This is a genomic window from Sinorhizobium sp. P24N7 (genome assembly GCF_042436655.1).
GTDB lineage: Bacteria > Pseudomonadota > Alphaproteobacteria > Rhizobiales > Rhizobiaceae > Sinorhizobium > Sinorhizobium meliloti_A.
Genome location: NZ_JBHMIW010000009.1, coordinates 242,639 through 264,029, shown reverse-complemented (window position 1 = coordinate 264,029; position 21,391 = coordinate 242,639). Strand labels below are relative to the sequence as shown.

The following is a 21,391-nucleotide window of genomic DNA, read 5'->3' as shown; positions in this document are numbered from 1 at the left end:
CCATGACATGGTTGCGGAGGGGTTGGGGGCGTAGATGCCGGTAGCTCCGGCTCAAGCTTAGCAAAACCAGGCGTTGGTGAGCGGCGCCACACAGGCTATTTCAACTGGAGCTTCTAGGGATGTAGTCCGAAGGCCGGGTCTGTCATGCCGCTGCCTCCCATCCGTCCCGGATGTGACGGTATCCATCCCGGTAGACCTCTTCGGGGGTCTCGGAGAAATCGCGCCAGACCTTGGTTGCGGCCGCAAGGTCTTTCAATGCGCGGCCGAAGGCCTCGATTGTCAGCCAGCCGTCATAGCCGCTCGCACGGATTTCCTTGAAGGTCTCCGGCCATGGAATGTTGCCACGGCCCGGCACCCCGCGGTCGTTCTCCGAGATGTGGACATGAACAATGCGGTCCGCATTGCGGGTGAAGGCCCCTACGGGGTCGGCTTCTTCGATATTGCTGTGGAAGGTGTCGTACATGGCCCGAATATTCGGATGCCCGATCGCATCAATATGGGCAGCAAGGTCGTCCATTGTGTTGACGAGATAACACTCGAAGCGGTTCAGCGCCTCAAGTGCAACGGTGACACCGCGCTGAGCGGCATGATCGCCGATCGTGCGCTGCGAGGATATGGACCGCCTCAGTTCTGCGGCGGTGGGCCCGGTACCGGAGAACTGGCCGAGCGTAGAATGCAGTGGACCGCTTAACGTGTGCGCGCCGAGGGCGGCCGCGCAGTCGATAGCCCATTGCATGTAAGCGATGCCGCGCTTGCGTGTCGCATTGTCAGGCGAAATCAGGTTCATGGAAGGGTCGCTCATGGCAGACACTGCGGTGCGCTCCAGACTTATGCGATCGAGCAATGCGCCGAGGCGGCGGTACTCGTCCGGAGCGCCCTCGAAGATCGGTATCTCTACCCCGTCGAAGCCGGTCGCCCTGATGTCCCGGAGTAGCCTTTCATGTTTCCGGCCGACGCTCGTCGTCCACAGAAACATGCACATACCGATCTTCATGGTCCCATCCTCCCGTTTCTGACTGCCGCGGTAACGCCTCCCACGCTGATCGCGATCTGGTAATACCAAATGCGGCGATCTGGTCAAGTTAGCAACGTCAATGATTTCGGTCAGAAGCGCCGTGAAACGGGGTACACTTGTACAAACGCCCAGAAACGCAAGGCTTCGTAAGCGGCTTGCCGGCAGAGGTAATTTGGGATAGACCTTCTATAAAGTAGAATTGGCCAAACCAGAATAGGTTCGGTCGGAGTGGAGGAGATGCCCCGGCACTCTCGAGTGCCGCGGCAGTAACGATGGTTTTGGGAGGACGTTTATGCACCTTTCGACGCACAACTGGATGCGGGCGGAGCCTCTCGCCGTCACGCTGAAACGCATCAAGAAGTACGGCTACGAGAGCATCGAGATTTCAGGCGAGCCGGCCCAGTACGACATCAAGGACACGCGCGCGCTGCTCAAAGAACACGGCATTCGCTGCTGGGGCGCGGTGACGCTAACGCTCGGCGAGCGCAACCTCGCAGCCAAGGATGAGGGCCAGCGAGCAAAGTCGGTGGATTACGTGAAGAGTGTTATAACGATGGTGAGTGAGCTCGAAGGCGAGGTCGTCACCCTTGTACCTGCGACCGTCGGCAAGGTTGTTCCGGATGGCACCGAGGAGGAAGAATGGCAGTGGGTCGTGGAGGCGACGAAGGAGTGCTTCGCTCACGCCCGGGGAAAGGGCGTCCGGCTGGCGATTGAACCGCTCAACCGGTTCGAGACTTATCTCTTCAACCGCGCTGCCCAAGCGCTCGCGCTAGCCGACGCAGTTGATCCCGATTGCGGCGTTTGCCTCGATGCTTTTCACCTCAACATCGAGGAGGAGGACATACACGACGCGATCAGGCTTGCGGGAAACCGGCTTTTCGATTTCCATGTGGCGGACAACAACCGCTTTGCGGCGGGCCTCGGTCATCTCGACTGGCCGAAGATCGTCGCCACTTTGAAAGAGATCGGATACGACGGCGCGCTCACCAATGAGTTCGTGGCTCCGGTAGACCGCACGCCAGCGGCGAAATACCGCGATATGGTCGAGCGCAATCCGGTCGATATCTCCCCGGAGCAGCTCAAATTCATCCAGGACCACGGATCGAGCTTGCTGACCGAGAAGTTCTACGATGACCAGATGCGGATCACCGCAGAGACCATCCTGCCGCTGATCAAGTGAGGGACGGGTCCCGAGTATGCCCTGCGGCCGGCGTGCTGCGGGGTTGGGAGGCGAAATGCGTATCAAGACCGTCCAAGCCTGGTGGGTTCGCATACCTATCGAAGCCAATCGGCAGCATCGCAGCGATTTTGGTCGCCTGACAACCTTCGACGCGGCGATCCTGCGCATAGAAACAGATGACGGGATCGTGGGGTGGGGCGAGGGCAAGAATGCTGCGGGCGGCGCGGGTACTTACGGCACCCTCGTTCACATGCTCAACTATGAGGTGGGTCCGAGGCTCGTCGGTCGCGACGCCGCCGATATCTCCGCCATCTGGGAGATGCTTTACAATGGCGTGCGCCACGAAACGGCGGCGATGTCAGGTCATGCTATGCCGGAGCTCTCACGCCGGGGCCTCTCGATTGCCGCGATCAGTGCCGTCGACATCGCATTGTGGGACATCCTTGGCAAATCTCTGGGCGTGCCGGTATGGAAGCTGCTCGGCGGGCGTAAAGCGGATCGGCTGCCTGCTTATGCTTCCGGCGGGTGGGAAAGTGCCGAAAAGATCGGCGCCCAACTGGAGTCCTACCTTGCCAGTGGCGGTTTCAAGGCTGTCAAGATGAGGGTCGGCGCGATGGACCGCGCACCGCATGTCTCGGCGGCCCGCGTGCGTGCTGCCCGCAAGGCGCTTGGCCCCTCGGTGGATATCATGGTCGATGCGCATGGCACCTATACGGTTGCCGACGCGAAACGTTTCATACAGCTCGTCCGGGATTGCGATCTTGCCTGGTTCGAGGAGCCGGTGATCGCAGACGATAAGGCCGGGATGGCGGAAGTGCGCGCCGCTGGAAACGTTCCGATCGCAGCCGGCGAGAGCGAGGCCACTCGCTTCGCTTTCCGCGACCTTGCGGTGCTGCGATCGGCCGATATTTTCCAGCCCGATCCGGCGTTCTGCGGTGGCATTACGGAGGCCATGCGCATCGGCGCGATCGCCAGTGCCTTCAACCTCCGTCTTGCCCCGCATTTGTGGGCCGGTGCCCCGTGCTTCTTCTCTGGTCTGCACATCTGCGCGGCCTCCCCGGCAAGCTTCGTCATCGAATACGCGGTGGGCGCGAATCCGATGATCCACGACCTCGTCGAGGAGACTGTCGCCGTGAGAGACGGGATGCTAGAGATTCCCGATAAACCCGGCTTGGGATTTACGATAAAGGAGCGCGTCCTGGAGACTCATGCGCAAAGACTGTAGTCATGAAAGAAAACAATCTGCTTTCGGACCTGGCGGCCCATCTATTTTCAACTTCGAGCGGCAGTGGACGAACACCTTCGGAGCGGGAGCTCGCCGAGCACTTCGCCGTCAGCCGGGGACAGCTCCGGGAGGCACTGGCAATCCTGGAAGCCATGCGCATTGTGGAGCGCCGGCCAAAGTCGGGTATCTATCTGACGACGACGGAGGCGAGTGTCGAGGCCATAGCACTCTTCGCGCGCGCCGGCGTGCCACTGGACCCGATCGTGATCTACGAGACGGTGGAACTCCGCAAGATCCACGAAATCAAGGCTGCGGAGCTCGCCTGCGCGCGGGCGACGGAGGAGAACTACGAACGGCTGCGCGAAATTCTCGCCGCTTCCGAGGCGAAGATCGCTGCAGGCGAGGGCCTCGCGCGCGAAGACAGGGACTTTCATCTGGAGATCGTGCGGGCGACGAAGAATAGTGTGTTCCACCGGATCTGCAGCGTCTATTATACTATGGGCGAACAGCGACTGCCCATCTACTTTGCTGATATCGCCCGCAGCCGCCGCTCGCATGAAGAACATATCCGTATCTACGAGGCGCTGCTCGCACGCGACGGCAATCTCGCTCAAGCTTTGATGAACGCGCATCTTCAGGGCGCGGAAAGCTACTGGAAGGGCCTCATCGGCGGGCCTGCGACAGCCGCGGAGTAGTCCCCGGTCGGCAACGAGGAGGACGATGAGTTTCATTTTCTCGACCCATCGCCTGCACCCCGACGCCGAAGCTATGCTGAAGGCGGCGGGTGATCTCCGCGTCGCGTCCGCCCCGATCCAGAGACGTTGCTTCGTGAAGGTGAGGGCGCGGAGATTGTCATCGTGCGCGCGCCGATACCGCCGGCCTTCTTCGGAAATGTACCGGCCCTGCGCGCAGTAGTCCGGCACGGTGCGGGGCTCGACATGATTCCCTATGACGCGGCCACGGCCGCCGGTGTGCTTATCGCCAACGTGCCGGCCGTCAACGCGCCGACTGTTGCGGAGCACGTCTTCATGGTGACGCTTGCGTTGCTGCGCCAGTTCCGTCCTATGGACCGCGATCTCAGAAACATGGGTTGGAGTGCTGGGCGAGCCCACTGCGAGCGAGCACTTGATCTCGCCGGCCGCATCATGGGCGTCATCGGCATGGGCAATGTGGGAAAGGCGGTCTTCCGGATCGCGAAGTACGGGTTCCAGCTGGAGGTCGTTGCGAACAGCCGCTCGCCGGAAAGCCTGCCGAACGGCGTCCGGTTTCTCTCAGTCGACGATCTGGTTTCGACGGCTGATATCGTCGTTCTCTGTTGCCCGCTCACGCCCGAGACGACCGGGGTTCTAAGCCGCGAGCGAATTGCGCGCATGAAGCCGGGCGCGATCCTCGTCAACGTGTCGCGCGGTCCGGTCGTGGATGATGGTGCGTTGATCGAGGCGCTGGAGATGGGGCGTATCGGCGGCGCTGCCCTTGACGTGTTCTCTACACAGCCCCTCCCGTCCGAGCATCCCTACTTCCGGCAGGACAATGTGATCGTGACGCCTCATCTCGCCGGTATTACAGAGCAAAGCATGATGCGCATGGGAATAGGAGCTGCGGCCGAAGCGATCCGCGTCATGGAAGGGGGATTGCCCGTTAATCTCCGCAACCCTGAGGTCGTGGAACATTACAGGCGGCGGTTCCCTGCATAGGGCTTCGTCCATTCCGGATGGACGCCTCCAGGTGGTCATGTGAATGACGGGCAGACGGGCGGGAAGTCACGTCCAGGATGGACTCGGTTTTTTGTCGTCAATGACGCCTCGGCAAGGATGGCGCAGGCTCATCCCGCTTCCGCCGTCGAAGAGCACGACTTTTTCCGGATTCCAGGAGAAGCGAACAGACTCCTCGATCTCGAGGTCGGTCTGAGCTGGCACCGTCGCTTGCAAGAAGTGGTTGCCTGTACGAAGCGTGATGATCTTTTCGACCCCATGGTTCTCGATGTCGTGCACGCGGGCCTCGCCGGGTGCGCCGCTTTCGAGGAAAAGATCCTCAGGGCGGATGCCGAAGGTCAGGGGCCGTCCGTCAAGCGCAGCGCCCAGCGCGGCGTCAAAAGGCAAGCGGTAGCCTTCGTCCGCGATAGCCTCGCTGGCCGCGAGCTTGCCGGAGATCAGGTTCATCGGCGGCGATCCGACTGCACGTGCAACGAACGTGTTGACTGGATTGCGATAGATTTCCTGTGGGGTGCCTGTCTGAACGAGCTGGCCGTTGTTGAGTACGCCGATCTTGTCGCCCATCGACATGGCTTCGATCTGATCGTGGGTGACGAAGAGAAAGGTTGCGCCGAGATTCATCTGAAGGTTCTTGAGTTCAGTGCGCAGCGCCTCGCGCAGTTTGGCGTCGAGGGCGGAAAGGGGCTCGTCCATCAGAAAGACGCGCGGCTTGCGCACGATGGCTCGGCCGATGGACACGCGCTGCATCTCGCCACCCGATAGTCGGTCAGTCTTGCGGTCGAGCAGATGCTCGATGCGGAGCGTCCTCGCGACACGGGCGACACGCTCCTTGATCTCGGCCGGTTCGACACGCCGGATGCGAGACTTCAGCGGAAATTCGAGATTCTCGCGGACGGTATAGCGCGGATAGAGCGAATACTGCTGCAGCACAAGCGCCACGTCGCGCTCGGCGGCGCCCCAGTCGGCGACATCCTCACCGTCGATGAAGATCTGTCCGCCCGTCGGCTTTTCGAGCCCGGCAATCAGCCTGAGGGTCGTCGTCTTGCCGGCGCCCGTCTCGCCGAGCAGCACGAAAAACTCTCCGTCGGCAATTTCGAAACTGAGATCCCTCAGGGCGGTGTGGGTACCGAAGGTCTTGGTGATGCCTTTGAGTTCGATATGCGCCATCAGAGCCTGATCCCGAAAGATGTGCCAGTCGAGCTGTCGAAGAAATGCGCCTGAGCCGGATCTATGCGAGCCCAGACGGCCTCGCCGGGTCGGGGTACGAAACCACTTTTTGTCCGCGCGCGCAGCATCTGATCGCCAACCTGCAGGTCTATGATGTCATGCGAGCCGAGCGGTTCGATGATATGGGCCTCGACGGGCACGAAGCCCTCACGTGCTTCCCTCGACACGAGAACCCCTTCAGGTCGTACGCCGAGGGTGAGATTTCCGTTTCGAGCCCCAGCGACAGCGAGCTGGGCCGTGAGACTCGACGGAAAATCGAAGTACGTTGGAGCACCTCGCACCACGACGCGCGCATGCCCCGCGTCCTCGGAAACCGTCACGTCAGACATGTTCATTACCGGACTCCCGACAAACTGCGCGACGAACATATTGGCAGGACGAGCGTAGACCTCATGAGGGCTGCCGACTTGCTGCAGCACACCTTCGTGCATAACGACAATGCGATCGGCGAGGGACATTGCCTCGACCTGGTCGTGGGTCACGTAGATCGTTGTCGAGCCCTGTTTGATGTGAAGTCGCTTGATTTCAGCGCGCATCTCTTCGCGGAGCTTCGCGTCAAGCGCGCCGATCGGCTCATCCATAAGCATCGCCTTGGGACGCCGGACGAGTGCCCGACCGATCGCCACGCGCTGCATGTCGCCGCCGGAAAGAGCGGAGGGCTTTTTGGTGAGCAGATGGGTGATCTGGAGCGTTTTTGCAACCGCCTGAACTTTGCGCTTGATATCCGTAGGGTTGCTGCGCGTGGCGCGGAGCGGGAAGGCGATGTTCTCGAAGACCGTCATGTGCGGGTAGAGCGAGAAGGACTGGAACACAAAGGCGATGTCTCGGTGCGACGCCTTTATGTGCTGCACCGGCTGACCGTCTATGAGGATGTCGCCTTCGTCGATCGTTTCGAGGCCGGCGATTGCGCGTAGAGTGGTCGTCTTGCCGCAGCCGGACTGGCCAAGCAGAACAATGAACTCGTTGTCGGCGATGGTGAGATTGAGGTCCTTGATGACCTGAACGGCACCAAAGTGCTTCTCAATCCCGCGTAATTCAATCTGCGTCATGGCCTGCTCTCGTCAGCTTTCTGTTCCGGCGGGACCTTCGACGTGATCATGAAGGCAATCAGCCCAACTAACGTCATCGTCAGTCCATAGCGATGAAGGAACAGGTTCCACGGCTGGCACAGCGCGATGATCCCGAATATCATCAGGAGCTGCGCGCCTGGCGCCAGATACTTCTGATTTATGGCACGAAACGTCATTTGCGGATCGCTCCGAAGCTCATGCCGCGCAGGAGATGGTTCCTGAGCAGGAAGGTGAAGATTGCGACCGGTAGCAGGAACAGGAAGGTACCTGCGGCGATGACGGTCCAATCCGGAAGGCCAGAGCCGACCTGGCTTGGGATGAAGGGCGGTGCCGTTTGCGCGCGCCGGTTCGTCATGATCAGCGCGAAAGCATATTCATTCCACGCTGTGATGAAGCAAAAGACGGCGGTCGCGGCGATCCCTGTGGCGGCCTCTGGCAGCACAATCTTGAAGAAGGCTTCCAAGCGCGTGTAGCCGTCGACGAGCGCCGCTTCCTCGTATTCCTTCGGAATCTCGTCGATGAAGCCCTTCATCAGCCAGACCGAGAAGGACAGATTGAAGGCGGTGTAGAGGATGATAAGACCCCAGTGAGTGTCGTTCAGCCCGACAGCCCGGTACATCAGGAACATGGGGATCGCCACGACCACGGGCGGCAGCATGCGTGTCGATAAAATGAAGAACAACAGGTCCGCTTCGCCCTTCACTTTGAAACGCGAGAAGCCGTAGGCCGTGAAGGTGCCCATTCCGACGGCGAGCACCGTAGAGGTGATCGCCACGATGAGCGAATTCATGAAGCGGTTGGGGTAGCCGGATAACTGCACCTCACCGCGTCCCGAACGTACGACCTTTTCCCCCCCGTCGAAGACCAGCCGTTCCCACCAGGGAGCGGCAGCATAGTCTTCGGGTTCCGGTGCTGACCGCAACTGAGAGCGCTTGGTGAAGAGCTTGACGAACGGTGAGATCTCCGGTTCGAAGATGACCGTCGGGGGGATGGTCGTCGCGAGGTTGCGCGGCTTGAAGGCCGTAGACGTGATCCAATAGATCGGTGCGAGGAACAGCAGCGTGATTGCGAGCACGGCGGCGATCGCTACCCGGTTCAGCGCGCGCTCGGAGCGAGTTTGGACAGCCGCCATCTCAGCGCTCCTTCACCCTGTTGAGATATTTGACGTAAATGTTGGTAATCGCGAGCACCATGATCAGCACGATGTAGGCGAGTGCGCAGGACCGCCCGGTCTGCCATTCCTGAAACGCCATCTTGTAGAGGCGGATCGAGATCACCTCCGTGGTCGGTTGGCTGGTGAGAATGTACGCGAGATCGAAAGTCTTGAAAGCCTCCATCGTGCGAAAGATGATTGCGATCATGAGTATCGGCGCAACGAGCGGCAAAGTGATACGGAAGAACGTGTAGAACGGTCCCGCTCGGTCAATGGCAGCCGCCTCGTAAAGGTGCCTCGGTACGGCCGAGAGGCCAGCGAGTGAGAGCAACATCACGAAGGGTGACCACATCCAGATGTCGGTGATTGCGACGGCGTAGAGTGCCATTTCGGGATTCGCCAGCCACTCGAAAGAGCCGAGGCCGAGCGCGTAGTTGATGATGCCGAAGGAAGGATCGTAGAGCAGCTTCCAGAAGAGCCCGACCACCGCCATCGACAACATCATCGGCAGCAGAAGCAGGGTCGTGATGAGACCCTTGAAGGGGATTTCACGGTTGAGCAGCATCGCCGTGCCAAAACCGACGGCAACCTGACCGGCAACCGACACGATCACGTATTTCGCCGTAATTGCGAAGTTCGCCCAGATGAAGGGGTCGTTCAACAGTTCCCGATAGTTCTGCAGGCCGACGAATGTGGCCGGCGCGTTCGTCGAAGCACGAAAGTCGGTGAACGAATAGCCGAGCGAGTAGATCAACGGGAAGATGTTGAAGACGATCAGGAACAGGATCGTCGGAATAATGAAAAGATTGCGAATTTTGATGTCGCTCAAGCCGCGCGAAGCGGCGCGCGACTTCGAATCCAACGATGTCATAACCACGGTGGCCAATGTGCTCCTCCTCCCAGAGCCGACGCCGGGCGCATTTGCGCCATCTGTTGCGTATTGCCTGAGCGCGGCACCGCGTCCGGCGCGAGCCCTGTCCGGTGCCAAGTTGAAGAGCGGGAGGGAGCCGGGCACCCACCCGCGTGTCGTTCGTTATTGGCGGCCGTACTTCTTGAAGGTCGCGTTCCAGTCCTTGGCGAGAGCGTCGAGCGCCTCCTTCGCTGTACCCTGGCCGGCCGTCACGTAGGGATAAATGCGTTGGTTCATCTGGATCAGCAGCTCGGCATATTCGGGCGTTGCCCAGAAGTCCTTCACTCTGAACATGGTCTCGTAGAATGCCTTGTTGTAGGGCGTGGCGTTTTGGAACTCTTCGGACTCCAATACCTTGGCGCTTGCCGTGTAACCGCCGAGCTCGGCCCAGCGCTTCTGTGTCTCGTCCTTGACGAACCACTCAAGGAATTTCATCGCCTCTTCCTTGTTCTCCGAATAGGAGACGATGGAGATGCCCTGGCCTCCGAGAGCGGCATACTGGTCGCCCTCCGGGCCGGCCGGGTTGGCAAAGAAGCCGGTGACCTTCGCGTTCGGGTTTGATGCTTCATTGACCAGCGCCGGGAAGAAGGCGAAGTAGTTCATGCTCATCGCCGCCAGATTTTCGGTGATCGCCTGGTTGTTCTCGACGAAGAAGGACTTTGCCCAGCCAGGAGGGGTGAAACCGTAAAGCTCGCGGTAGGCTTCCAAAGCCTTGACGTTCTTCTCCGAGTTGATGATCCCGTCGACCTTGTAAGTGCTGTAGTCTCCGAGTTCTCCTCCGAAAGAGAAGATGGCGTTCTCTACGCCCATAACGAGGCCGTCATAGGAGTTGTCGGTGTAGATCGCGATGCCGTAGCGCTTCTGGTCCGGACGATGGAAGAACTCGGCGATGTCGCGCAACTGCTTCCAGTCCTTGGGCGGAGCGAGGTCATAGCCATACTTCGCCTTGAAGGCTTCCATCTCTTTCGGGTCCTCGAACCAGTCCTTGCGGTATGACCACCCGACAGCGTCCCCCTCGGCAGGGATAGACCAGTACTTGCCGGAGTTCGCAGGATATTCCGAGTAGTACTTCACCGTGGCAGGAGCCATCACCTCGTTTAGCTTGTGCTGATTGAAGAACTCGGTGAGGTCGACGTAGTGGCCGGCCTCCGATGCGGCGCCGATCCATTGTGAGTCGCCGACGACCATGTCATAGGCCGAGCCCTTGGCGTTGAATTCGGTAAAGGCCTTCGTTTGAAAGTCGGCCCATGGAGTCGTTTCGACCGTGACCTTCACGCCGGTCTCGGCCTCGTATTCGTTTACAAGCTCCTGGAGATAATTGGCCGGGTCCCATTCGGCCCAGAAAATCGTCAGTTCTTGTGATTGCGCGGAAGTCCCGCAGGCGAACATAAAGCTGATACCAGCCACCAGACCGGCCACTGTCTTGCGCATAATATTCCTCCCCTTTTGTGCATCCCGCCCCGCCTTTTCCACGGCGGTTCGTCTGTCAAATCCTCCTGATTGGCGCTTCTGCGGCGAGTCCTCCTCCGACCCTTGCGGCCTGGGACTGATATTAAGCCCAAGCGAACGCAGCACCAATCTGGTATTACCAAATCTCACGAGCGTCAAGATTACTGTTTCTTCGCCATTGCCGCAGGCCACCGCTCGCAATGCCCGGCTTGTTATGGAATTTAACCTGCATGCCTTACCCCCAGTTCAACCAGGAATGAAGTTGTCCATAAGTCGTCATGCATGCGTATTATCTAAATTGGTCAAACCAGTTCCGCGAGTCCACGAGAATGCGCGAGATTATGTCGCGGATTGCGCATCGCGGACCGCCGCCTCGACCAAGGCTGCCGCCGCCCACTCTGCAACCGCTTGCGCACGTTCGGACGAGAGGCCCCAAATATCCTTAAGCACGACCAGCACCTCGACACCGAAAACAAGCGAGAGAGCCTGAGCCAACTGCTCGCGGGCCTCAGCCGGCACCTTGCCCTCGAGTGGCACGGTGACTTGTCGAAGGAGCTCGACGCGGTGCCCTCGCGTGAGCTGTGGTTCGTTACCAAGCGTGCCTGCCTGCCGCTGCGCCCACTGATCGAGCGAGAGCTTCAGTGCAGCCTTGAACGTCGCTTCGAACTCGTCGATGCGCGGCATGGCAGTTGCGAGCAGATCGCCAACGCGGGTGAGCGCATCGGGCGCCTCGGATCTCCAGTCGAGGATCGGGCCGAGCGCCTCGTGCACCACCGCATGAACCAGCGCCGCCTGGCTCGGAAAGTATCGGTAGGCAGTGGCGCGCGAAACTTCGGCGGCTTCCGCGACCTCACTCACCGAGGGGGTTATACCGGACTGCATCAACCGTGTGGCGGTATCCAACATGAGTTTGCGTGTGCGGGCTCGAGGACCGCGTTCAGCGCGTGCGACGGATTCGCTCTGTTGACGTGAGACATCCATATCTTTACGATACGCGCATCTCATAATTTTGCAAGTGCCGGCAAACCGGTCGGCATGAGGCGGCCTTCAAGGCAGAGGAGGCCAGGGTCGCCGGGGAGGAGAGATGAAGCGCATCTACGTCGTCGGCACGGCCGACACGAAGGGGGAGGAACTCGTTTATCTTGCGTCCTGCGTCGAGGCCGCAGGCGGCCAGCCTGTTTTGGTCGATATCGGCTCGCGTCGCCCCAAGGTTTCGGTCGACATTTCCGCCGAAACCGTGGCCGCGGCCCATCCGGGCGGTGTCGCCGCGGTGCTTTCCGGCGACGACCGGGGAACAGCGATCGCTGCGATGGGCGAGGCCTTCGCGAGGTTCCTTCCCGCCCGGGACGACGTCGCCGGTGTGGTGGGCATGGGTGGTGGCGGCGGGACGTCGATCATCACCGCCGGCATGCGCAGGCTGCCGCTCGGGCTACCGAAGGTCATGGTCTCGACGCTCGCGTCCGGCGACGTGGCACCTTATGTTGACGTCTCGGACATCATCATGATGCCGTCGGTTACCGACTTGGCCGGGCTCAACCGCGTGAGCCGCGTGATCCTAAAAAATGCGGCAGAGGCGATTACCGCTATGGCGAACAGGCCGGCAGACGAAACGGCCGCGAAGCCTGCTCTCGGCCTGACCATGTTCGGCGTGACGACGCCCTGTGTGACTGCCATCGTTGAACGACTGAAGGCCGATCATGACTGTTTGGTTTTCCACGCCACAGGCACCGGTGGACGAGCAATGGAGAAGCTTGCAGACAGCGGGCTTCTATCGGGTGTGCTCGACATCACGACGACGGAGGTATGCGATCTTCTCTTCGGCGGCGTGTTGCCGGCGACCGAGGATCGTTTCGGCGCAATTGCGCGCACCGAATTGCCCTATGTTGGCTCCGTCGGGGCTTTGGATATGGTCAATTTCTGGGCGCCAGAGACGGTGCCGGAGCGATATTCCGGCCGGCTCTTGTACCGCCACAATCCAAACGTCACCCTCATGCGCACGACTCCGGAGGAATGCGCCGCGATCGGAAGGTGGATTGGCGCAAAGCTGAACCTCTGCAGCGGACCTCTCCGGTTCCTGATCCCGGAGCGAGGCGTGTCGGCACTGGATATCGAGGGCGGCGCCTTCTTCGATCCTGCAGCGGATGCGGCGCTCTTCGAGGCATTGGAAGCCACCGTCGATAGAAATGACCGGCGCCGCATCGAACGCCTTCCGCTCCACATCAACGATCCGCAGTTCGCCGAGGCGGCAGTCGCCGCGTACCGAGACATTGCCAACTCTGAAAGAGACACCGATGCCACTAATCCCCCGCAAGACCATTCTTGAAAAGTTCCACGGCATGATCGCCGCCGGCAAGCCAATCATCGGAGGTGGGGCCGGAACGGGGATTTCGGCCAAGGCCGAGGAGGCCGGGGGCATCGACCTCATCATCATCTATAACTCCGGCCGTTACCGAATGGCGGGCCGTGGCTCGGCGGCCGGTCTGCTCGCCTATGGAAATGCCAATGAGATCGTGATGGAAATGGCCTTAGAGGTGCTGCCGGTCGTGAAGGCGACACCGGTACTCGCCGGCGTCAATGGCACCGACCCATTCGTTTTCATGCCCCAGTTTCTCGCGGAACTGAAGGCCATGGGCTTTTCCGGCGTACAGAATTTCCCCACCATCGGCCTCTTCGATGGACGGATGCGGCGGAGCTTCGAGGAGACGGGGATGGGCTATGGTCTCGAGGTGGACATGATCGCCGAGGCCCACCGGCTCGACCTGCTGACGACACCCTATGTCTTCAACGAGGAAGAAGCGATCGCGATGACGAAGGCGGGTGCAGACATCGTCGTCGCTCATATGGGCGTTACCACGGGAGGTGCGATCGGCGCCACTTCCGCGATCTCGCTCGACGACTGCGCGAGCGAAATCGACGCGATAGCGGCTGCCGCGCGCTCGGTACGTAAGGACGTCATTGTGCTCTGCCACGGGGGGCCGATTTCGATGCCGGAGGACGCACGGTACATCCTGGATCGTTGCCCGGCCTGCAATGGTTTTTATGGCGCAAGTTCCATGGAACGCCTGCCTGCCGAGGTGGCGATCCGCAAGCAGACGGAAGAGTTCAAGGCGCTTGCCATCGGTACGGTGGTCTGAAGCGAGCAGGATGCGGAGGAGGCCGCGGCATGGCAAAGGACAAATATTTTCTCTACCCGATTGATGTTGACAGTTTCGGCTTCGACTGGGGCCGGCTTGCGCTGACGGTCGCGCCGGAGGTGAACGGGGCCGAGCGCTTCTCGGGCGGTGTGGTGGATTTGCCGAGCGGCGAAGGGCACACGCGTCACAATCATCCGGGCGCCGAAGAGATCATTTTCGTCATCTCGGGAGAGGGCGAGCAGATGGTGGAGGACGAGAACGGCGATCCGGTGACGCAGAGGGTTGGACCCGGTTGCACTATCTATGTACCGGAAAGCCGATTTCACTCGACGAGGAACACGGGTCCGGGCCCGATGCAGCTTTTCGTGGTCTATTCACCGGCAGGCCCTGAGCGTGCGCTTCGGGATCTGCCGGATTTCCGTCTAATCCCGCCCGGTACTTAAGGGCGCACGACAACGGCTTTGTGGGAGAAATTCCGTGGACATCAGCCCAAGACAAACGCTGGCGGCGGGGCCCCCCTTCGATGCGGCGAAACTCGACAAGCTCATGGAGGAGGCGGGCATCGACGTTCTGCTCGCCACATCCAAGCACAACACGCAGTACCTGCTGGGCGGTTACAAGTTCATCTTCTTCGCCGCAATGGATGCGATTGGCCACAGCCGCTATCTGCCGATCGTCGTTTATGAGAAGGGCTCCCCCGATCACTCGGCGTATATTGGCAACCGCATGGAAGGGGGAGAACACCAGAACAACCCTTTCTGGACACCCGCCGTTCATACGGCGACATGGGGTACACTCGACGCAGCAGCGCTTGCGGTCGAGCATCTGAGAAAGATCGGTAAGTCGGGTGCTCGCATCGGCATCGAACCGCCCTTCCTGCCGGCCGATGCGCGGGATCTGTTGGCTTCTCGCCTTGAAGGTGCGCGTTTCGTGGAGGCGACGCATACGCTCGAGCGACTGCGCTCGATCAAGACACCGCAAGAGCTGGAGAAGCTCAAGGTTGCCTCCGAACTGATCACTGATTCCATGCTCGCCACCATCGCGGCTGCACGAGAGGGATCCACCAAGGGCGAGATCATTGAACGGCTCAGGCGAGAAGAGACCAATCGCGGACTGTATTTCGAGTATTGCCTGCTGACCCTGGGTGCTAGTCACAACCGTGCGGCCTCTCCGCAGGCATGGGCGAAGGGTGAGGTGCTTTCGATTGATTCCGGCGGCAACTACCAGGGCTATATCGGTGACCTTTGCCGGATGGGCGTGCTCGGCGAGCCCGATGCGGAGCTCGAGGACTTGCTAGCTGAAGTCGATGCGATCCAGCAGGCAGCCTTTGCCAGGATCAAGGCCGGGGCGAGAGGCAGTGAGATGATTGCTTCGGCGGAAGAGGCTTTGAGAAGCTCGCCTTCGGCCGACCTTACCGACTTCTTCTGCCACGGCATGGGGCTCATCAGCCACGAAGCACCGTTCCTGATGACCAACCACCCCGTCGCTTACGAAGGCGTAGATGCGGATCGGCCCCTGGAGGCAGGCATGGTCATTTCCGTCGAGACGACGATGCTCCATCCGCAACGCGGTTTCATCAAGCTCGAGGATACGCTCGCCGTCACGAAGGACGGATACGAAATGTTTGGCAACAGAGGGCGCGGTTGGAACCCTGGGGCGGTTTAGCGAGCGGCGAAACTGCTGCGAAAGAAGGGCACACGAAGGTGTGCCGGGCTGGTATCAGATGTGGTAGATCTCGGTGCCTAGAACCTCAAGGCATTTCCGCATGAAGGCATGGGCCGTTCAGTCCTTTGCCGACACCATCGTGCCGTCGGCAGCGACCCGGTTGGGGGCAGGTCGATACGGATGCCGCCAACCATTGTGACGTCCGGCTCGCAGGCGCTGAGAGCGCCGTGCCGCCCACGACATCGACGACGATCAGAATTCGTTCGCCGTGGCAGATCGTGAATAATCGTACGCAGGCGACGCTGGTGACGCGAAGCTCGATCTGTAGTCCAATCGCCATTGCAGCAGCGGTCCGGCGCCGCTGCGGGCTCAAGAGAAGTCGCGCACGCCCGCGCGATTTGGATGACGGAAGCGGCAGAGGCGCGATCTTGGCGCCTCTGCCTTCCGTTCTGCGTGTCTTTATTCAGCCGCTCCGATCTTGGCGGACTTGAGCTGCAGTTCACGACGCGAGCATGCCCAGGTTTCGCCGCCTGGATTGGCCTCGACTTGCGGCTTACGATTTTGGTGTGACGCTGTCAGGTGGCTCCGCACAAGCCGTCGGGCTTCGTGTACCCGGCGACCTTGATGAGTGCGCGTTTCATAGCTGCTAGGAAGAGGTCTACGTGCTCGGTTTTGCAAACGAGTGGAGGGCGCACCTTGAGCGCATCCTCATTGGCTCCTGTCGTGCTGATAAGCACGCCATCATCCCGCATTGCATTCACCACGTCCAAAGCCATTGCACGCCGGCGCGAGGCCGGCATGCCTTCGGACCCGATGTCTACGCCAAAGAAGAGACCGGCATTGCGGATTGCACGAACGCCCGTATGCTGCTTTGCCATCTCCGTCAGCCCGGCTCGAAGCCGCTGGCTCATGGCAAGCGCATTTTCAGGGATTTGGTCACGTTGCAGGATCGTCAGCACGGCGTCCGCCGTCGCTATTCCAACAGTGTTTCCGGCAAAGGTGTTCGAGTAGCGAGCGGTTGCACCAAAGCGCTCCATTGGGGCTTTGCGACCAACGACCGCGCCAATTGGAAACCCGTTACCCATTGGCTTGCCGAGGGTTACAAGATCCGGAACGATCCCGTGCCGCTCGAAGCCCCACATATGAGCGCCAGTTCGCCCGAAGCCCGGTTGAACTTCGTCGGCGATGACGAGGCCGCCTGCGTCCCGTGCCGCTGCAGCTCCGGCGGCAACGAAGCCGGGAGGATCCACCCATACGCCGTCGCTGGAAAAAATACTGTCGATAAGCAGGGCCGCAACGCCTATGCCACGACGGTTCAGATCCGAAATGGCGGAACGGATCTGTGCCTCGAAAAAGTCCGCAGCCTGGGATTCTGGCACGCCCGCTGGACCGGGAAGCGGTACCATGCGGACGAATGGGCTGAGCTTGACGGCATCGCCCAAGTTTGGCGAAACCGCGGCGACGGCCGCGCTTGTGCCGTGATAGGCATAAGAGGAAACGATCACGCCTTCGCCGCCGCTCACAAGTCGTGCGATACGCAGGGCCAGATCGTTGGATTCACTCCCCGTGCAAGTAAAGACCACCCGGTCTAGCTCCTCGGGGAAGGTATCAACCAACCGCTCGGCATAGTTGACAAGTCTTGGTTCTAGATAACGCGTATTAGCGCTTATTCGGGCCGCTTGCTCGGCCATTGCCGCGTTTACTTCCGGGTGGCAATGGCCGAGGGAAGGAACGTTATTGTAGAAGTCAAGATAGGCTCGCCCGTCGGGATCGTAGAGCCACATGCCTTCGCCGCGAACGAAGTGCACGGGCCGTCGGTACTGCAGTCGATAAGATGCTCCCAGAACTGCATCACGACGGGCAATCAGCTCGGCCTCGCGCGCTGGAAGATCAGACTCGCCGGGTCTGTAGCGATTGGGCATAAGGTCTGTGGACATGTGTTCCTGCCTGTCTAAGAGTTACGGCGATGGCTGTGACGCTGCCGCGAGGACTGCGGCCTCACCTGATGCAGTGGAAAGAGGCGCCAGAATAGTTAGCCCGCGCTCGGCACGAGCCACATTCTTTTTGATGTATTGCGCGTCTGCCGGAAAGAGGTGGGAGCGCCAGTAATTGACCAGTATCAGTGCGCTTTGTCGTGCGCGCATGAGTCCGATCAGCAGTCTTGCTTCCAAGGCGGAAAGTGGGACGACCGAGGCATAGCCCGAAATGAGATGTTCGGCTCCGCCCAAAGGAAGCGCCGGATCTGTCACGAGGTGACTCGCCGCGATAGCCAGGTCCTGTATCCTGGGGCTCCAGCAGCCATCGCCGAAATCGATGAAACCCAAGCCGTGGGGGGTAACAATTGTGTTGAACGGGCTAGGATCGTTGTGCGCGACCTGCCACTCCAGGTTCGAGATCTGCGGCTCGACGAACCTCATGTACTCCGCCATTGCGGTCCGAACGCTTTCGGCAACGCTTCCAGAAGGTAGGTGTTCCTCCAGTTCCATCAATCGCGGCCAGCACCCTACATGCCAGAGAATGGGGCGGTGGGCTGCGGGTATATTGACTTGCGCAAGGGCTAGGTCCATCTGGCCGAGGGCGTTTCCAGTTCGAAAGAGGAGATCAGGAGTCGGCGTCTCCTGGTGCAGAGACACGCCCTCGATTCGGGTCTGCAGGTAACCACTGAGACCCTCTTCCTCAAACATCAACGCGCCCCCACTGGTAGGGATCACTGTGGGTGCAGCAAATCCCACGCTTCCTTGCAGTGCAGCCAAAGCGGCACTTTGGAAACGGAAGCTGTCGACAGCCTCTTGTCGTGCCGACGTCTTCAGGATCAATTGGCGGCCGTCGGACAGGGAGACCTCTACAGTGCGCTCGACCTCGGAGGATAAGACCGCGGTCGATCCTTCCAGTCCGTAGTGCCGCTTGAGCAGTGTCGCCGAAATGTCCGGTTCTGACTCGTCTGGCGGCGAGGACAGAATGGCGGTTGCGGCACGAAAATAGGCTTCTGTCGACGCTGCAGCATGCGGTAGGTGACGGGAGGCCGGAGCCGCAGAGCTGTTGCGCCGGCCTAGTTCCTGATCAGCAGCAAGTCCACTAAGATCGCCCAATTTGAAGATCCTCGTCCGTTCATGGTGCTTTTCGGGCTGCGTAGTTGGATACCCTGATCTAATCTGACTAGCTCAGAGCAGGCACTCCAGCATAGCTCAGTGGCCCGCGCGCGTTTTCGTCCCTGAACCGCTGTTGCCTTATCTCAAGTCAGAGCCCGAAAACGCCGGGCAGCTGCGAAATATCGCGGATCTCGGTGTATTCATAATAGGGGTTGGCCGGCTCATGGCCGCGGTTGACCCACACCTTGCTTTTGATACCCAGGTCATAGGCGGACATGAGGTCGTGACGGAAAGACGACGAAACGTGCGTGATGTCTTCCGGTCCGCATCCTAACATGTCGAACATATATTCGAACGCCTTGAGGTGGGGTTTGTAAGCTCCCGCTTCTTCTGCGGTGTAGACGGCATGGAACGGCGCGCCTAGCTTTGCCACATTCGACGGGATCTGGGCCACCATGGAGTTTGTGAGAATGACCAGCGGGATTTCCTTGGCTAGTTTGGCAAGGCCCTCGGGCACATCCGGATGCGGTCCCCAGGTCGGTACGCGGTTGTAGATGGTTTCGGCGTCTTCGGGCCTGAATGCAACCTTGTTGCGGCGGCACGTGCGCTCCAACGCGTTGTGAACAACGTCGGCATAGGGCTTCCAGTCCTGCAATACCTCATCGATGCGGTACGCTTGGAAGTTCCTGATGAATTCGTCCATGCTCGGCCCATCCAGAAGATGACCGAACAGATCACGAGCGGCTTCCGCCATTTGAAAGTTGATTAGCGTACCATGGCAGTCGAATGTTACGTATTTTGGCCTGAAGCGATCCATATCCTTGGCTCCTGTGAACTCTACGGCATGGACGAAGCATAGTTGCAGTTGTTTGGAAGAATGTGCCGGAATGCTTCGTCTTTCAGCAGAAGTCTCTTCGGTTGCAGCAAATCCCGCACAACCTTTTGCTGGCGCCGCGTCTCGCACTTGGTCGTGTCCTGAGTTCAGCTGTTGCTCCACCGAAGGCAGCCGTTCGCGTGCGCTGGTTTTGGCAGCGTTGTGTTGGAAGCCGAATAGAGCATTGCGGTCTGCCTCTCATGGCAGTTGGCGAGACGGGGTTGGCGGGAATACCTAAGTGGCTTCGAAAGCCGCCATTTCGAGCGTCGGCAGGCCGAGGCGGGGGGCGACGCAAGAGCTGACAAGCCGAGGCTGCTCTGAAAAGGCTTCCTGTGTGTATGAGCCGACCAAAGCTATCGAGCCCGTCATCAGGGGACGGGCTGCGGTTCACCCGAGTGCGTGACCAGCTAAGCCATAAACCCAAGGCTCGCCGGCCTTGCGGTTCAAAAGGAGTCGGCCCCGCGACATAGTCGTTACTCGTTCGGCCACTCGAAAGTCACTCGCGCGAAGAAAGTTGACCAATGGTCCTGTTTCCCGCGTGTCGACACGCGCGAACTGCCCTTTCAGGTTCCGTAGATGGACGGCAATAAGCTGAAGCGCGTCATCGTCATTGCTTGCTACCACGGGGCCGATCACATGGCCGCGGCCGAACTCCCGGCATATAGAATAGCCAACGATCTTCCCATCCCGGCAGAGGGATTGGATGGTGGAAATCGGGGCTAGTGCCGAGATCAGCTCCTCTCGCTTCCAACCGAAGGCCTGGGTATCAAGTTCGATGATCTGCGGGAGTGCATCAATCCCCGCCTCGATCAAATCACCGTTCGGGGCGGGCAAGTTGGGTAGGGAGGAAGCAACCGTTCCTTGGTGCATCCATACCGTCGCCTCGTTTGCAAAACCCAGCGAGACATACAGGTTGTGTGCCGCGCGAGTTGAATTGAGATACAGATTTCTGCCGCGGCATTCTTCGAATACCTGCTCCATGAGCCAACGCGCATTACCCTGAGCCTGCGAGCGCGGGGTGGTGATCACCAGGCCGATCATCGCAACGTCTTGGCCATAGGGGAACCACATGGCGCTTCCGAAAACCCGGCCGATGCTGTCGACTACCGCGATGCCCCGGCCGAACTGGCGAAGCCAATCCCAGTCTTTGGGACGGTGTGGCCAACCCACGGCCACGGTTAAGGCGTGGAGCGAGCCGACATCGATCTCATTGATGTCCCGTGCCACCAATTCGAATGACTTAAGTCGAACTGACTTCGGCATTTGACTTTGAGCTCCTTCGCCGGTTCAACAAGTGCAACGACCTTGGCAACTCTGCAGCCGCCGAGGGTCGATCAGCTCATGATTGCACACTAGGCTCGGCATCTTTCACTGATTTGCCCTTGGCGTTCGAAATCTTCTCCCGAAATACGGGTGCCGGGCAGGAGGAACCCTGTGCCCCGATTTGCTTTACGTAGCATCGCACCGATGACAACGCAACTTTGCGAAACTTAGGTACAGAGAAGTTCGACTGACTGCCGGTTGGCCGGCACAGATCAGAGTAGTCCGACAGGGGTCGGGCCGGGCTGTCGGGAAAAGCAACTGTTCAAACTCAACATTGAGGTCCGTCTTGGCACGACCTGCTCTCTAACAACGGGCGCTGGTTTCTGATGACTTTGAATCAGTTCATAAATCAGCTCTGCTTGGTC

19 protein-coding genes and 1 pseudogene are annotated in these 21,391 nt (G+C 59.9%); 8 read left to right on the top strand and 12 right to left on the bottom strand.

Going from position 1 to position 21,391, the window contains the following annotated elements; genetic code table 11:
• Positions 1–142 precede the first annotated feature (142 nt).
• Positions 143–994, bottom strand: coding sequence for a sugar phosphate isomerase/epimerase family protein (locus ACFHWW_RS18120; RefSeq protein ID WP_379939761.1), 852 nt, complete (start codon positions 992–994; stop codon positions 143–145).
• Between the two features lie 313 nt (positions 995–1,307).
• Here ACFHWW_RS18120 and ACFHWW_RS18115 point away from each other — a divergent pair, with 313 nt between their 5' ends.
• The 4 genes and pseudogenes from ACFHWW_RS18115 (at position 1,308) to ACFHWW_RS18100 (ending at position 5,114) form a co-directional block, all read left to right on the top strand.
• Positions 1,308–2,195 (top strand): sugar phosphate isomerase/epimerase family protein, encoded by an 888-nt coding sequence (locus tag ACFHWW_RS18115; RefSeq protein WP_379939759.1) that lies wholly within the window; start codon positions 1,308–1,310, stop codon positions 2,193–2,195.
• Between the two features lie 55 nt (positions 2,196–2,250).
• Positions 2,251–3,420, top strand: coding sequence for a mandelate racemase/muconate lactonizing enzyme family protein (locus tag ACFHWW_RS18110; protein WP_379939757.1), 1,170 nt, complete (start codon positions 2,251–2,253; stop codon positions 3,418–3,420).
• Between the two features lie 2 nt (positions 3,421–3,422).
• Complete coding sequence (locus tag ACFHWW_RS18105) at positions 3,423–4,115, top strand: FadR/GntR family transcriptional regulator (protein ID WP_100673692.1); 693 nt, start codon at positions 3,423–3,425, stop codon at positions 4,113–4,115.
• A gap of 25 nt (positions 4,116–4,140) precedes the next feature.
• A pseudogene (locus tag ACFHWW_RS18100) lies at positions 4,141–5,114 on the top strand (NAD(P)-dependent oxidoreductase).
• Between the two features lie 66 nt (positions 5,115–5,180).
• On the opposite strand, the gene ACFHWW_RS18095 reads toward ACFHWW_RS18100, so the two are convergent.
• The 7 genes from ACFHWW_RS18095 to ACFHWW_RS18065 all read right to left on the bottom strand — a co-directional run bounded on the left by ACFHWW_RS18095 (position 5,181) and on the right by ACFHWW_RS18065 (position 11,922).
• Positions 5,181–6,299 carry an ABC transporter ATP-binding protein gene (locus ACFHWW_RS18095; RefSeq protein WP_379939755.1) on the bottom strand — a complete coding sequence of 373 codons (1,119 nt, stop codon included), beginning with the start codon at positions 6,297–6,299 and terminating at the stop codon, positions 5,181–5,183.
• Positions 6,299–7,408, bottom strand: a complete 1,110-nt coding sequence (locus tag ACFHWW_RS18090; protein ID WP_379939753.1) for an ABC transporter ATP-binding protein — start codon at positions 7,406–7,408, stop codon at positions 6,299–6,301. The genes ACFHWW_RS18095 and ACFHWW_RS18090 overlap by 1 nt, the downstream gene beginning before the upstream one ends.
• Entirely contained in the window at positions 7,405–7,605 is a 201-nt protein-coding gene (locus ACFHWW_RS18085) for a hypothetical protein (protein ID WP_018098160.1), read from the bottom strand. Before ACFHWW_RS18085 ends, ACFHWW_RS18090 begins: the two co-directional genes overlap by 4 nt.
• Positions 7,602–8,561: a carbohydrate ABC transporter permease gene (locus ACFHWW_RS18080; protein ID WP_379939751.1), complete on the bottom strand. Its 960-nt coding sequence runs from the start codon at positions 8,559–8,561 to the stop codon at positions 7,602–7,604. The genes ACFHWW_RS18085 and ACFHWW_RS18080 overlap by 4 nt, the downstream gene beginning before the upstream one ends.
• Position 8,562: 1 nt before the next feature.
• Positions 8,563–9,468, bottom strand: coding sequence for a carbohydrate ABC transporter permease (locus tag ACFHWW_RS18075; protein WP_018098158.1), 906 nt, complete (start codon positions 9,466–9,468; stop codon positions 8,563–8,565).
• Positions 9,469–9,615: 147 nt separating this feature from the next.
• A complete protein-coding gene (locus tag ACFHWW_RS18070; RefSeq protein WP_018098157.1) occupies positions 9,616–10,923 on the bottom strand; it encodes an ABC transporter substrate-binding protein in 1,308 nt (435 codons plus the stop codon).
• Positions 10,924–11,280: 357 nt separating this feature from the next.
• Positions 11,281–11,922, bottom strand: coding sequence for a TetR/AcrR family transcriptional regulator (locus ACFHWW_RS18065; RefSeq protein WP_018098156.1), 642 nt, complete (start codon positions 11,920–11,922; stop codon positions 11,281–11,283).
• Between the two features lie 103 nt (positions 11,923–12,025).
• Here ACFHWW_RS18065 and ACFHWW_RS18060 point away from each other — a divergent pair, with 103 nt between their 5' ends.
• The 4 genes from ACFHWW_RS18060 to ACFHWW_RS18045 are packed head-to-tail and all read left to right on the top strand — an operon-like array spanning position 12,026 to position 15,740.
• Positions 12,026–13,264 (top strand): Tm-1-like ATP-binding domain-containing protein, encoded by a 1,239-nt coding sequence (locus tag ACFHWW_RS18060; RefSeq protein WP_379939748.1) that lies wholly within the window; start codon positions 12,026–12,028, stop codon positions 13,262–13,264.
• A complete protein-coding gene (locus ACFHWW_RS18055) occupies positions 13,233–14,075 on the top strand; it encodes a phosphoenolpyruvate hydrolase family protein (protein ID WP_379939746.1) in 843 nt (280 codons plus the stop codon). Before ACFHWW_RS18060 ends, ACFHWW_RS18055 begins: the two co-directional genes overlap by 32 nt.
• Positions 14,076–14,104: 29 nt before the next feature.
• The gene (locus ACFHWW_RS18050) at positions 14,105–14,518 is read left to right on the top strand and encodes a cupin domain-containing protein (protein WP_379939744.1); all 414 of its coding nucleotides are present in this window, start codon (positions 14,105–14,107) and stop codon (positions 14,516–14,518) included.
• Between the two features lie 34 nt (positions 14,519–14,552).
• Entirely contained in the window at positions 14,553–15,740 is a 1,188-nt protein-coding gene (locus tag ACFHWW_RS18045; protein ID WP_379939742.1) for a M24 family metallopeptidase, read from the top strand.
• A 575-nt stretch (positions 15,741–16,315) separates the two neighbouring features.
• Here ACFHWW_RS18045 and ACFHWW_RS18040 read toward each other — a convergent pair.
• From ACFHWW_RS18040 to ACFHWW_RS18025, 4 genes are all read right to left on the bottom strand, one after another.
• The gene (locus ACFHWW_RS18040; RefSeq protein WP_379939740.1) at positions 16,316–17,677 is read right to left on the bottom strand and encodes an aspartate aminotransferase family protein; all 1,362 of its coding nucleotides are present in this window, start codon (positions 17,675–17,677) and stop codon (positions 16,316–16,318) included.
• Between the two features lie 21 nt (positions 17,678–17,698).
• Entirely contained in the window at positions 17,699–18,829 is a 1,131-nt protein-coding gene (locus ACFHWW_RS18035; protein WP_379939738.1) for a phosphotransferase enzyme family protein, read from the bottom strand.
• Between the two features lie 148 nt (positions 18,830–18,977).
• Positions 18,978–19,646: a haloacid dehalogenase type II gene (locus ACFHWW_RS18030; protein WP_018098150.1), complete on the bottom strand. Its 669-nt coding sequence runs from the start codon at positions 19,644–19,646 to the stop codon at positions 18,978–18,980.
• Positions 19,647–20,090: 444 nt separating this feature from the next.
• Complete coding sequence (locus ACFHWW_RS18025; RefSeq protein WP_324765081.1) at positions 20,091–20,966, bottom strand: GNAT family N-acetyltransferase; 876 nt, start codon at positions 20,964–20,966, stop codon at positions 20,091–20,093.
• Between the last annotated feature and the right edge of the window lie 425 nt (positions 20,967–21,391).

Excerpts from the sequence above, each read along its gene's own strand:
- ACFHWW_RS18085 (WP_018098160.1), bottom strand. The coding sequence starts at position 7,605 with ATGACGTTTCGTGCCATAAATCAGAAGTATCTGGCGCCAGGCGCGCAG.
- ACFHWW_RS18070 (WP_018098157.1), bottom strand. The coding sequence starts at position 10,923 with ATGCGCAAGACAGTGGCCGGTCTGGTGGCTGGTATCAGCTTTATGTTC.
- ACFHWW_RS18030 (WP_018098150.1), bottom strand. The coding sequence starts at position 19,646 with ATGGATCGCTTCAGGCCAAAATACGTAACATTCGACTGCCATGGTACG.
- ACFHWW_RS18060 (WP_379939748.1), top strand. The coding sequence starts at position 12,026 with ATGAAGCGCATCTACGTCGTCGGCACGGCCGACACGAAGGGGGAGGAA.
- ACFHWW_RS18115 (WP_379939759.1), top strand. The coding sequence starts at position 1,308 with ATGCACCTTTCGACGCACAACTGGATGCGGGCGGAGCCTCTCGCCGTC.
- ACFHWW_RS18055 (WP_379939746.1), top strand. The coding sequence starts at position 13,233 with ATGCCACTAATCCCCCGCAAGACCATTCTTGAAAAGTTCCACGGCATG.
- ACFHWW_RS18065 (WP_018098156.1), bottom strand. The coding sequence starts at position 11,922 with ATGGATGTCTCACGTCAACAGAGCGAATCCGTCGCACGCGCTGAACGC.
- ACFHWW_RS18040 (WP_379939740.1), bottom strand. The coding sequence starts at position 17,677 with ATGTCCACAGACCTTATGCCCAATCGCTACAGACCCGGCGAGTCTGAT.
- ACFHWW_RS18090 (WP_379939753.1), bottom strand. The coding sequence starts at position 7,408 with ATGACGCAGATTGAATTACGCGGGATTGAGAAGCACTTTGGTGCCGTT.
- ACFHWW_RS18025 (WP_324765081.1), bottom strand. The coding sequence starts at position 20,966 with ATGCCGAAGTCAGTTCGACTTAAGTCATTCGAATTGGTGGCACGGGAC.
- ACFHWW_RS18095 (WP_379939755.1), bottom strand. The coding sequence starts at position 6,299 with ATGGCGCATATCGAACTCAAAGGCATCACCAAGACCTTCGGTACCCAC.
- ACFHWW_RS18080 (WP_379939751.1), bottom strand. The coding sequence starts at position 8,561 with ATGGCGGCTGTCCAAACTCGCTCCGAGCGCGCGCTGAACCGGGTAGCG.
- ACFHWW_RS18050 (WP_379939744.1), top strand. The coding sequence starts at position 14,105 with ATGGCAAAGGACAAATATTTTCTCTACCCGATTGATGTTGACAGTTTC.
- ACFHWW_RS18110 (WP_379939757.1), top strand. The coding sequence starts at position 2,251 with ATGCGTATCAAGACCGTCCAAGCCTGGTGGGTTCGCATACCTATCGAA.
- ACFHWW_RS18105 (WP_100673692.1), top strand. The coding sequence starts at position 3,423 with ATGAAAGAAAACAATCTGCTTTCGGACCTGGCGGCCCATCTATTTTCA.
- ACFHWW_RS18120 (WP_379939761.1), bottom strand. The coding sequence starts at position 994 with ATGAAGATCGGTATGTGCATGTTTCTGTGGACGACGAGCGTCGGCCGG.